Source organism: Acinetobacter uliginosus (assembly GCF_044130295.1).
GTDB lineage: Bacteria > Pseudomonadota > Gammaproteobacteria > Pseudomonadales > Moraxellaceae > Acinetobacter.
Map to the genome: position 1 here is coordinate 1 of NZ_JBIQOC010000029.1, position 12,672 is coordinate 12,672.

The window sequence follows — 12,672 nt, forward strand, 5'->3', positions numbered from 1 at the left end:
TCAATAATTGAACCGCTCTATCTCTGATTTCAGGGGTATATTTTGGTTTTTTCATCGGAACATTCTCTCAGGAAAGTTGGTCTCCGACAAACCCGGTACGGTTCATATTGTGACTATATTTATATTTTATAATACATTTGATAAATAAGTTAATAAATTTATGTCTAATAAAGTCGATGCATGCTATTTTTTCAACCTCGGGTTTGAGTGTGCCGATGCATAAGCTACTCAGTAAAATCACGACAAGTTATTGAATAGAAATTAAAACTTAGCTAAACCTGCAAAATAGACCTAAGATAGCCTCCAATTTCAATGGCGTTATTCAGTTGTTCTCAAAGATATTAATACCCTTTGACCAACTATTTCGGATTTATGAGCTGAATAGTTAGGTCTCATACTTAGGCTATTTACCAGAGAAAAAGCCAAGGTACATCATGGGTATATGATCATTTCCTTTCTTTTTTCATAAGCATAAATCCATCGGTTAAATACGATCTCTGATCAGGCATGATCTTGACTAGCTCAAATTTTATCCTGTCAGATCACATCGCTGTTTGCTTTTACAACCCGATATAAAACTTTTCAATCAGCTGCCGCGTTTTCACAAGCAGATTGCTAAACACGTTCTCCCGTTCAAACAGCTTAACCTTGTAATTTGGCAAGTCTTTCAATTCTTCCTTGCGTGGCAAGCGTTTGGTGAACTCATAATGCTCCAGGACGGTTTTCATTGCTTCTGGTTTAAGATTTTCCTCTTTACAGAGATGCTGATAGGCCTGTTCTTTTTCAGCATCCCAGAACTGAGCAAAGGCCGTTTGTACGCTCTGGCCATTGATCATCTTGGGCAGGTTTTCTTCAATAAACTTCTGGATCAGCTCCTGCTTGTCATACAGGGTGATTTCATTGCCAATCAGGTCATAGACCTGAGCTTCATACTTTTTGCGCTTCTGCTCGTCCCCGCTATTGACGGCCAGCTGTAACAGGTTAATGATATAACCAACATTGATCCGGTCACTGTGCAGTAAGTCCAGCTGAAAATCGACATCGTCCAGTACCGACACTTTTTCTTTTTTAGTGGTCTTGCGTACATCACGACATAGATCGGCATACTTGGACGCAAAGTTGGCAAAATGCTGTTTATCCAGTGCAGTCTGGTCCTGATCATATTCAATAAAGGTTTGCAGCTGGGCGTTGTAACGCATCACTTCTCGAAAGGCTTTAATGAACGCCAGCTGCTGATCTTCAGTGATGAGCTCGTCGACACTTTGATAATCAGAGGTAATATTTAGTAGCTTCTGTACTGCCACTTCATAGTCCTGCTGAATTTCTTCATAACTTGGCACCAGTACTACTTTTTGCGCTTCTTTATTGGAAAATAATGCCAGTGCTTCATCGGTGGCGCGTTTCAGGTTACGGAAACAGATGATGTTGCCGAAAGGTTTTTTGTCGTTAAAGACGCGGTTGGTTCGCGAGAATGCCTGAATCAGACCATGGTATTTCAGGTTCTTGTCGACATACAGCGTATTCAATGGCTTGGAATCAAAACCGGTCAGAAACATATTCACCACAAGCAGGATATCAATCTGTTTCTTTTTGACCCGATCGGCAATGTCACGGTAATAGGCATAGAACTGATCACCAGAATTATAGTTAGTTTTAAACTGCTGGTTGTACTGGGCAATATAGCGATCCAGCTTGTCACGGCTGGACGGATTGATCTGGCTCGGGATATCTGCCGCTTCTTCATGGATCAGCCCGTTCTGTTCATCCACCGGCACGGCTTCATTGGCGGCATAGGAGAAAATCGTCGCAATGGTCAGCGGTTTAAATAACCTGCCCTGCTCTTCATCCTGCTGCTGTTTCTCGGCCTGAACCTTTTCAAACAGTTCATAGTACTGGGTTAAGGTATCGACTGAACTGACACAGAACATCGCCGTGAATTCACGATTACGGGTTTTGGTATCATGCGTCTCGACAATATAGCGCGCAATCATTTCCAGACGCTGCGGATTGTCATATAGCTCCCGGGTATCAATCCCTTCGACCTCATCATCATAATCGAGGTTGTGCTGCATGCCCTTGGCCGTGTATTTACCCCGGTAATCAATCTGGAACTGCAACACGTTACGGTCACGGATCGCATCGACAATCACATATTGGTGCAGGCATTCATTGAACAGGTAATCTGTAGTGAGTTTCAGGCCGGCTTTAGACTGGCTGTTTTCCTCAAAGATCGGCGTTCCAGTAAAGCCAAACATCTGGGCATTGCCAAAGAACTTCTTGATATTCTGATGGGTCTCACCAAACTGGCTGCGATGACATTCATCAAAGATAAACACCACTTTCTGGTCTTTGAGATAATCAATGTATTCCAGATAGCGATCCGTGCTGATGGCGCGATTGAGCTTTTGAATGGTAGTGACAATCAGTTTGTCATGCCGCTGATCCAGCTGCTTGACCAAAGTATGCGTGCTATCGGTGCTGTCGACACTTTCGGCTTTAAAGGCATTAAATTCGCGTGAGGTTTGCGTGTCCAGGTCGTTCCTGTCCACCACAAACAGGACTTTTTCCACGTCCGGCATTTGTATGATGATCTGACTGGCTTTAAACGAGGTCAGGGTCTTGCCTGAACCGGTGGTATGCCAGATATAGCCGTTCTGATTTGAGTTTTGTACCTGCTGGACAATTTTCTGTACTGCATAGATCTGATAGGGACGCAGCACCATCAGGCTTTTCGTGGTTTCCAGCATGACCATGTACTGGGTCAGCATTTGGGTCAGATGCTGCTGATTGAGAAAAGCGTCGGCAAAGTCGACAATTTCATTGATATGTTTGTTGCTGACATCAGCCCAAGGAAAGGCGAACTCAATGCCAGTCGTGCCGTTGGAGTAGTAACGGGTATTGGTGCCATTACTGATCACAAACAGCTGAATAAAGCCAAACAGGCCCTGTCCGGCCCAATAGGCTTCACGCGTATAGCGCTGGGTCTGGTTAAAGGCTTCGGCGATTTCCATGCCGCGCTTTTTCAGCTCGATCTGAACTAGTGGCAGACCATTGACCAATAAGGTCACATCAAAACGGCTGGTACGGCCATTATAGTCACGGTGGTCAATCGTGATCTGGTTGGTGACCTGATAGATGTTTTTGCTGGGGTCATCGGACAGGAAAAAGATGTGTTTACTTGTACCATCATCAAACTTGACCGGGAACAGATCGCGCAGATTCTTGGCGCGTTCAAATACTGTTACGGTATTTAAAAAGCTGATGACCTGCTTCCACTCAGTTTCTGACAGTGGCGCAAGACCATTGGCACGTTCAATCTGGGTTTTCAGGTTAGACAGTAGCTGGACTTCATCCTTGAGCGTCACTGAGGCATAACCCAATTGTTGCAGCTGGCCAATCAGTTCGTTTTCAAGTTGATATTCGCTTTGTACTGTCATTATTTTCTCTTACTTAAATATATATTTAACAAATACTTATATACAAAAATGACTAAACTTAGTTATTTTTAGCTAAGTTTAGTCATTTTTAGCTATTTCTTAGCTATTTTCCAAGTTTTCCCTTCTGTTTTAATTAAGCCATTTAACCGCATTTTTTGCATTAAATTCCTAATTCTATTAATTTTTTTTGATTCATCTAAAACTTGAGGTAACTTATCGAGCAATAGTTTTTCTAACTCAGAACGCTTTGCTTGACCAAACTTTTTTAAATATTCCAAAATCAGTCCCTGATAATGCTGATCATCTAATCCACGCATTTCTAAATATTCGGTTTTTTGATCTGTATGTTCGGCAACATCGGCTGAAATACAATAGTTGGGCTTTCTTCCTTCAATTAAGCCTTTCTTTCTTAATTCCACAGCATCATCATCGCTAATCAATTGATTTTTTTGAACCTGATCTAAAGCAATAATATTGGTCAAAGAAAGATCTGGAAGCTCAGCGAGTTTTCTCGCGTAGTCAATACTCAGGACTTTTCCTGTGATTTTCACCTGAACACGATTATTGTCTAAAGTGTAATCTGGCATCGGGAAAAACTTTTCTCGTTGTTTCAAAAACATTCTTCGAATACCGCTGCCAATGGTATCAATCAGATTCAACTGCATCATGGCATTGACTAAAAATGTATTACGATACTTTTGCTCGGGTGTATCCCCTAAAATGACATTTTCAATCGATACTGGAAGAAAGCTGCCATAATTCTGAAAGGTCAGTGTGGAGTCTTCTTTTTCTACAATGGTAATTCGTCCACCCAAACGATAGTCCTGGTGTGCGATCGCATTACTGAGGGCTTCTCGTATGATATATGGATCGTATTGATCGACTTCTTCAGGAAACAAGGTGCCATCAACCAAGTAGCGATATTTAAGATTACGGATTTTGTGATACACCTCATCTACTGCCAGCAGAAAAGGGGTATAGAAGTGTTGATAGTCTTTTTCAATACCATCTACCCCTTTTAAAATCCAGGTAATCTGGGCCACAGCAGGATTAAGGAAATGTGCAGATTCCGGTAACCCCAATAAAACTATCGCTGTATGTGTAATTTTGCCTTGGATCGTGATCCGGGCTTTATTTAAAAAGGTGGCGTCATCCCATTGTGGGACTTCTGCAGCCAAGCGCGGGTTTTTACGGATAAATAACTGTCGTGCAGTGGTAATTGCAACTGGATCTAAATCGTGAATCGTGGCCTCTGGACAAATTTCAGCACTCCAGTCTGTAGACATGCTTTGCCATATTTTTTTGGCTTTTTCTGGATAGTCTTTCAATTTTTTAGTGTAACTACCCACACGAATATAAGCCTCATGAAGAAAACTCACAGGTGATCCACTTGTGGCGGGTATTTCAAATAAAATGACTTTTTTATCATCAAAATCAAGTTCATGAATTTTAAAATCTATACGTGGATTCAAACGGGTCAGTAGCCAAAATTCTAAATCTTCATTGCCTTTGGCTTTTTGTTTTTTGGGTTCAAAGGTTGTACCCACAATGGTCTGGTCATCGTCTTTGATACCAAAAATCAAGTAACCGTAACGTTTGCTACATAAACAGGCTCCATTGGATAAAGCCGAAATACGCTCACCAATCTCCTCTGGACCATGATAGTTTTCTTTAAACTCTAACCATTCCTGTTCATTGGGTTCATTTAAGAGCTGTTGCACAAGATTTTTAAAATAATCTGTCATGCTTTCCCCCCTACACAAACATCTGCTGCAACAAGCCTTTTTTCCAAGTTTTAGCCTGTTCAATTTGCTGTGCAACCACTTCAATTTTTTGGTCAATCGCAGATAAGAAATTAGCGATTTTGGTTTGTTCTTCAAGGCAAGGGATTAACACAATAATTTGATTCAAATTTTTCTTTGGCAGTTGTTTTAATGCAGTACCTGTTTGTAGTTCTTTGAATTGTTTTTGACCAAAACTACTATGAAGAAAATAAAGCAAATATAAAGAATCTAGTTCCTTACTATTCAATACTCTTAACAAGCAAATTTGAGCGTTAATATTGGAGTTCTCATGTTGCTTATCAACTAAAGCTAACATTCCAATATCACCTCTAGTTGTAACTAAAATGTCATTTTCTTTAAGATGCCCACTAACCAATACTCTGTTCAGATCTTCATCAATAAATCTCATATCATCATTAGTAATTCTGAGGTTCTTAATGTTATTAGCCCGAATGAAAGGGATCCCCACAGTTTCAAACTGTGATGCTATTGGATAAAGCTCCCCATAGTTTCCATCAGAAATGTAAAGATTAAGATCTTTTATGCACTTCTGTTTAAATTCCCCAAACTCACTACCATCATCCGCTTTAAAACGAATCTGCTGGCTAAACAGCTTTTGCATCATGCCTTGTTTATATTGGCTCAGTAGCTGATGTTTTTGCGTGAGTTGACTAACCTTTTCATCTACAGCGGAAAGAAAAGAAGCGATTTTGGTTTGTTCTTGTTTTGATGGGGCACTTAATTCAAAGTTTAGTACATCAGACTTAGTAATATTCTTCATACTATTACTTGTGCCTGTTGCCATATCTCTTAGTTTTATTAGAGTAGTTTCAGATGATAAATGAAACGACAACCATCTAATATCAGCCTTATCATTAACTTTGATTTGCCACAATTTATCTGATAAATATGTATTTTTCGGAGCTTTCTTAATAAACGCAGATGATCCAACCAATAAAGGTGTATTACTACGATTCATAACAAGTGAATTATCTAGTAAAGGCTCTTTTAGTCTTTGAATCTCGTTTTCTAAATTAACTAGTTTTCGTTCATTTGCATTAAAAACACCTAAAGAAACACAGCTCGTTTTCAGAACAGAAAAATCATCTTCAGTGACATCTACATCTTCACCATTTACAGAAACGCCCGCATCTAAAGATATCACCAATTCTTTTAACTTAACCTTAGACCAGTCACTATCAAACTCTTTAAATCTTAACTTTGGCGCAGTCATTACTTCACCTCTGTAAAAGGCGAAGCAATCCCAAGCTCTTTGCAGAAATCCGCAATTACCGCATCGGTCTTTTGGCTGTCTTGTTCCAAAGCCTGTAACTGCTGAGCAATTGCATCCAGATCAATCTCGGCTTCCGCTTCAAAGGTATCCACATAACGCGGAATATTCAGGTTGTAATCGTTGTCTTTAACTTCTTGTAAAGTTGCTACATGCGCGTATTTTTCAATGTCTTGGCGCTTTTCAAAAGCCGCAATAATATGGTCCAAATGCTCAGGCAATAACTTGTTTTGATTCTTCTGCTTTTCAAAACCGTTACTGGCATCAATAAACAGAATATTGCCAGTATGCTCACGGTTTTTCTTCAACACCAAAATACAGGTCGGAATCGAGGTGCCATAGAAAATATTGGCCGGTAAACCAATAATCGTATCCACCACATTCAACTGTTCAATCAGGTACTGACGAATAACGCCCTCACTGGAACCACGGAATAATACGCCATGCGGTAACACCACCGCCATCGTGCCGTTATCATCCAGTTGATAAAGCATATGCTGGACAAAAGCCATATCGGCTTTGGAACTTGGCGCCAGTTTGCCATAAGCGGCAAAACGTTCATCCTGTAGAAATAAAGGATCGGCTGACCAGTTGGCTGAAAATGGCGGATTGGCCACCACCGCATCAAACTTGTGCTCTAAATGCTGCGGACGGGTTAAAGTGTTTTCCTGCTTGATGTCGAACTTGGCAAAATGTACATCATGCAGAATCATGTTCATGCGCGCCAAGTTATAAGTGGTACGGTTCATCTCCTGACCATAAATCATATCCACATCTTTGACTTCACGTTTTACCCGCAGCAACAAAGAACCCGAACCGCAGGTTGGGTCATACACTGAACGTAAACGCTCTTTGCCTTGGGTGACAATTTTAGCCAGTAAAGTCGATACCGTTTGCGGGGTATAGAACTCACCAGCTTTCTTGCCCGCACCTGATGCAAACTCACCAATCAGGTATTCGTAAGCATCACCCAGTACATCGGCTTCAGTATTGGAAATATCAAAATCAATGTCGTCTAAATGACTGAGGACTTTCGCTACCAGTTCATTACGGTCACTGGCATTATTGCCCAGCTTAGTCGAATTCAGATCCAGATCTTTAAACAGGTTGGCAAAGTCATCGGCAGAGTCGGTGCCTAAAGTACTTTGTTCAATCGATTTTAAAGTCGCAGTTAAATCATCCAGAATAAACTCGCCCTGACGACCACGCTCAGCTAAGGTATGGAATAGCTGTTTTGGCGTCAGCGCATAACCGACTTCGGCAATGGCATTCTTTTTGATTTCTTCGATATAAGGCACATGCTCAGGATGGTTTTCATCCAGCTCAAGAAAACTGAGGTCTTCGCCATCTAGCAATTCATTAGCAAAATTAACCGACTTTTCCGATAAATATTTAAAGAAAATAAAACCCAGAATGTAATCCCGGAATTCATCTGCCCCCATGGTGCCGCGCAAAGTATTGGCAATATTCCAAAGTTGTTTTTGTAGCTGTTGCAGTTGTACCTGGGTCATGCAGAATCCATCAGTTTAATTTTTAACAATAAGTATAGTTTAGCTTAATGATCAAAAGCTTTCAGCGCGATGTGACATCACTTTTCGCTTTGATTGTACTTTTTCAAATATTGCATTGAAATGCGAGACAGATGATAAATGTTGTAGCAAGTTGCTACACGCTTTAAATCAGTACTGGCCCAAAAATCTGGCTTGAAGCCTTGCCATAAAAGCTGTAGTAAGTTGCTACACTTTTTAAATAATTTCTTTACCAAAAATCTCATTCAAACGTTCGCGATTTTCCTGCACGAAATTGGGATCATTTTTCAGCTTATATTTCATCTCTTTCTTGAAATCACTCATGGAGGCACCCGCCACAGCAAAATCCATTTGAAACATAATATCGTTCACAATCACGTTGGCCTGTGAATCGGTGAGGCAGCCTTCGATCTTAAACCATTTGCTGAACTGTTTATAATTCGGATCATTGGCATAGATATACCAGGAACGCACTGTCAGATCGAACTTTGCCCCCAACTCTTTCACAATGGCATTATCATCAAAATCGACATCCAGGTAGATCTGGGTCTTTTCGTTGCTGTGCGGGATCACCTTTTCAGTATGTCCATTCACAATTTTAAAGCGCACCCCGACAACAGGACGACCTTTCTTGATAGTGTCATATTCGAGTTTGAGGCTGGTTCTTTGATTAATTTCTTCCACAATCTTATCCAGCACATAACGTCTGAAGTCGACCCAACGATCATATTTCTTCTCGCCAATGTCGGTTAAAGCCTTGATATTTTCTAGGGACAGTTCAACTTCATAGGCGTCTTGATTGGCATATTTGAACTCGTTTTTAATAAAGTAGGAATACAGGCTCATACTGGTTACCGAGTCTAAAGCAAATAAATCCTTTAATTGGTAAGTGGTAAAATTGCCGCTTGCCAGACGGGTAAAATAAGGCAGCACTTCGCTGGTAAAACGGATCTGCAAGGCATTTTTCGCATCATCTTCCCAACGCAGCTCTCGAATAATCGGGACCACTGAATGGACTTTTTTTACCTTGCGCTTGCTTTCATCTACCGGTTCTTCAATCACAAAATGGGCCACCCGGGAGGACAGCTCTTTATAGATCCGGTCAATCGCGACATTAATAGAGTTCTTTTTATCCAAACCCAGCAATTCGCCTAAATCATCTTTATGCAAATAAATATAGGTTTGTTCGGTAATTTCACGATCTTGATTATTTTTTTCCCCATAATTCGCCACCGCCATCGCATAAAGTAGCGCTTTATACTCATTGGATGACAGTTCAATCGGCCGGATCAGGCGGTTGCTGGTGCTGACCACGCCATTATGTCGAATATTGCCAATACAATATGGTAAATATTCTATTTCTTCTTGTTCATTCAGCTTGTTCATCAGTGGAAAATAAAAGTTATTTTCTACATGTTATACACAAAAGTGGAATCTAATGCAAATTATCCACCATTTTAACTCAGGCAAAGCGATACTTGGACAGGAAGCAAGCAAATCCAAAGCTAAGGGTGGAAAGCTTGTCACGCTATTTTGCCATTTAAACCACTTTTTAAACATGAAGTGGAAAATAATATAAAAAATCCACCTTTTAGTGACAAAGCTTCCACTTTTAATATTTCCCAGACATTTTATAATCTTATAAAAGGGGAAAAAATGTCCTAATCTTGCCATTAAAGTGGAAAACATAATAAAAAATACACCTTAATAGTGACAAAGCTTCCACTTTTAGCCAGTCCAGAAGTGAAAATGTACAGTCGCCTTGATGAAATTAGCAACAAACAGTTTATCCACAGGATAAAAATATCAAAATGACAAGCTTTCCACCTTTAAGGTCAAATAATTCAACTTATCAACAGATTAAAATATTGAATTTAAATAATTTTGTAAGATAAATTTAAGTTTTTTTTTTTAAACCAGTGACAAGCCTTCCACCATAGTGACAGACCTTCCACCTTTCAGTGACAGACCTTCCACCTTTCAGTGACAAGTCTTCCACCTTTCAGTGACAAGTCTTCCACCTTTTAGTGACAAACCTTCCACTTTTCGGTGACAAATCTTCCACTTTAAAATCTATAAGATATTGATTTTAAAAAATAAAAAAGTGCTCTAATTATAATTAACTAATTAGTATTAATTAATACTAATTATAATTAGCTAGCTATATTTTATAAAAAAATCAATTTGTTTGTTTTTTATTCATAATCAGATTATAACTTCAAACTAAGCTCAACAAGGTGTAGCAACTTGCTACAAAGTTCTTTATATTACAATAACTCAAGTGAGGATAATTATGACAACTCGGTCAACTAAAATCATTGCAGTGGCAAATCATAAAGGTGGTTGTGGAAAAACAACCACAGTCGTTCATCTAGCGTCTGAACTAGCCGACTTGGGTAATAAAGTATTGGTGATAGATTTAGATCCTCAGGCCAATGCAAGCTTACATATCGGATCAAGACATCCAAGTGAAGTTGAAACCACGTCGGCTGAATTACTACTGGGTGATTTAAACCTATTATCGGATGCCCTGGAAGAAGAAACCAATTTCAAAAACGTTTCTTTAATTTATGGTTCACTCAATTTAGGTAAAGCTGAAGATCAACTCAAAGATGATGCCCCAAGACCATCTGAAGAACTCTCCAATAAGTTGGAATTATTAAAAGGATTGTATGACTTCATCCTGATTGACTGTCCTCCAAGCCTAAAACTGCTCACCAGTAATGCATTGGCAGCCTCTACCCATGTGATGGTACCAATTGAGTCAGGTTCACAATATGGCTTGTATGGAGTAACTGACTTGATTAACCATTTAAGTAAAATCAGACGGGTCAATCCTGAGTTAAAACTTTTAGGCGCCTTGTTGATTAAACATGATGAACGTCAAAACGTCTGTAAATTGATTAGAGATGAAGCTTTAAGCCAAGTCGGTGAACTGTTAAAAACCACCATCCCAATGAGTACTAAAGTGAATCAGGCCGCAATTTTGCAACAGCCTTTATTCAGTGTAGATAAAAACGCTAAAGTTCGTAAAGCTTTCCAAGATTTAGCCAAAGAAATCATCAATCGTGTTGAATAAAAGCCTGCTGAGAATATTATGGTAAGTACAAAAGAATTGCTGGCACAACGTTTACAGCAAAATACTCAAAAGCATCAACAAGCTCAGCAAGAGCATGTTAATGATGTGAAAGAATTGCGTCGTAATGTACAAATTACAGATATCCAGCCAAGCCCAAATCAGCCAAGAAAAATATTTAATCCACAAGATATAGAAGACTTGGCAGCATCGATTGAAGAAATTGGCTTGTTACAACCAATTGCAGTGCGACGGATCCATGACAAATATGAATTAATCGCTGGTGAAAGACGCTTGAAAGCGCATCAAATTCTCAATAAAAACACCATTGAAGTGATTGTGATTGATGCATCTGATGAAGAAGTAGCACTGTTAACGCTAGCGGAAAACCTAAAACGGGAAGACTTAACTGATTATGAAATTTATGTGGGCTTAAGTTCACTGGATGAGAAACTAAAAAAGAACAAGCAAAAACTGGCAAAATCCTTAGGCATGAACCGGGAAGATATGTATAAATATTTATCTTTCGAAAAATTACCTCAAGAGCTGATTGAAGATTTAGAGCAACAACCGGCATTGCTGGCACGAACTGCCGCAACAGCAGTCAAAAAGTTTCTCTCCGATTATGAAGAAAATTACAGCAATGCTAAAAAAGCACTGCTAGAAGCCTGGGCGAAATTACTGAAAAAAGAAGTAGAGCAAACAAAACTGGCAGTATTGGCAGAAAAAATTCTCAAATCGAAAGAAACCAAACAACCCATTAAAACGTCAATCGTGCATAAAATCGAATATGAGGGGAAAGTCGCTGGCAATATCAAGTTTGATCACAATACTTTAAAAGTATCATTAAAGATAAGTGAATTTGATGATCAAAACTTACAGGAGCTGGAAAACCTGTTGAAAAAAATGCTAAATCAGTAATAGAAAAAGGTGTAGCAAATTGCTACACCTTTTTCATTAAGTCGTGAACAATTAGCACCTAAATCAGGATAAGCAGTACTCAAACTAAACGATTATTGACTCAATCAGAATTTAAATAGCTTAAGAAAAATGGGTGACTAAAAAAATCATGCTTAGTATTTAAATTTGAAGTATTTATATATTTTTTGAATTCAGATGCTATAAATTTCTGGTTTTTTATTCGAAAATAAAATGTTAATTCAATTTAAAAAGATTTTTTCTTAATGCTCACCATATTGTTTCAGCAGAAATTATGCCACTTGAATCAAATACTTTTTCAGTGCAGATTAAAACCTTGTCAATGAGTCAGGGAAATAAAGAGGTGATCAATATTGATTTTGATGATTATGAGTTTGCCAATGCATTGATCAGTAAAATCAAAAAAGTCCTGAAATAAAGTTCTAATTATATGAATACATGAGCACTACATAATATAGATTTAGCTCTCAATCCATATTTAGCTCACTATTCGGGTTAGGGGGCTATAAGTGAGATGGGAAACGCTTTTCTGGGGAGAAAAGGTATCTGATAATTATTTGATTACATATTAAGGGAACAATTTTACTAAACAGCAACAAGAATTATGGGGGCTATC

7 protein-coding genes and 2 pseudogenes are annotated in these 12,672 nt (G+C 39.0%); 3 read left to right on the forward strand and 6 right to left on the reverse strand.

All coding sequences use genetic code 11. From position 1 onward, the window contains the following. Positions 1-560: 560 nt before the first annotated feature. The 6 genes and pseudogenes from ACE01T_RS07480 to ACE01T_RS07505 all read right to left on the reverse strand — a co-directional run bounded on the left by ACE01T_RS07480 (position 561) and on the right by ACE01T_RS07505 (position 9,427). Positions 561-3,437, reverse strand: a complete 2,877-nt coding sequence (locus ACE01T_RS07480; protein WP_395519032.1) for a type I restriction endonuclease subunit R — start codon at positions 3,435-3,437, stop codon at positions 561-563. 92 nt (positions 3,438-3,529) lie between these two features. Beyond that, positions 3,530-5,182 (reverse strand): RNA/DNA-binding domain-containing protein, encoded by a 1,653-nt coding sequence (locus ACE01T_RS07485; RefSeq protein WP_395519033.1) that lies wholly within the window; start codon positions 5,180-5,182, stop codon positions 3,530-3,532. A 10-nt stretch (positions 5,183-5,192) separates the two neighbouring features. Further along, positions 5,193-5,948, reverse strand: a pseudogene (locus tag ACE01T_RS07490) (restriction endonuclease subunit S); the annotation flags it as partial. Continuing rightward, positions 5,937-6,455 (reverse strand): annotated as a pseudogene (locus tag ACE01T_RS07495) (restriction endonuclease subunit S domain-containing protein); the annotation flags it as partial. The pseudogenes ACE01T_RS07495 and ACE01T_RS07490, both read right to left, overlap by 12 nt. Next, entirely contained in the window at positions 6,455-8,023 is a 1,569-nt protein-coding gene (locus ACE01T_RS07500; protein WP_395519035.1) for a type I restriction-modification system subunit M, read from the reverse strand. The gene ACE01T_RS07500 and the pseudogene ACE01T_RS07495, both read right to left, overlap by 1 nt. A 234-nt stretch (positions 8,024-8,257) precedes the next feature. After that, complete coding sequence (locus ACE01T_RS07505) at positions 8,258-9,427, reverse strand: RepB family plasmid replication initiator protein (RefSeq protein WP_395519036.1); 1,170 nt, start codon at positions 9,425-9,427, stop codon at positions 8,258-8,260. Between the two features lie 907 nt (positions 9,428-10,334). On the opposite strand from ACE01T_RS07505, the gene ACE01T_RS07510 reads away from it, so the two are divergent. The 3 genes from ACE01T_RS07510 (at position 10,335) to ACE01T_RS07520 (ending at position 12,474) form a co-directional block, all read left to right on the forward strand. Further along, positions 10,335-11,120, forward strand: a complete 786-nt coding sequence (locus tag ACE01T_RS07510) for a ParA family protein (protein ID WP_166171951.1) — start codon at positions 10,335-10,337, stop codon at positions 11,118-11,120. An 18-nt stretch (positions 11,121-11,138) separates the two neighbouring features. Then, positions 11,139-12,038, forward strand: coding sequence for a ParB/RepB/Spo0J family partition protein (locus ACE01T_RS07515; protein WP_180082421.1), 900 nt, complete (start codon positions 11,139-11,141; stop codon positions 12,036-12,038). A gap of 292 nt (positions 12,039-12,330) precedes the next feature. Then, complete coding sequence (locus ACE01T_RS07520) at positions 12,331-12,474, forward strand: hypothetical protein (RefSeq protein ID WP_180082423.1); 144 nt, start codon at positions 12,331-12,333, stop codon at positions 12,472-12,474. Positions 12,475-12,672: the final 198 nt, after the last annotated feature.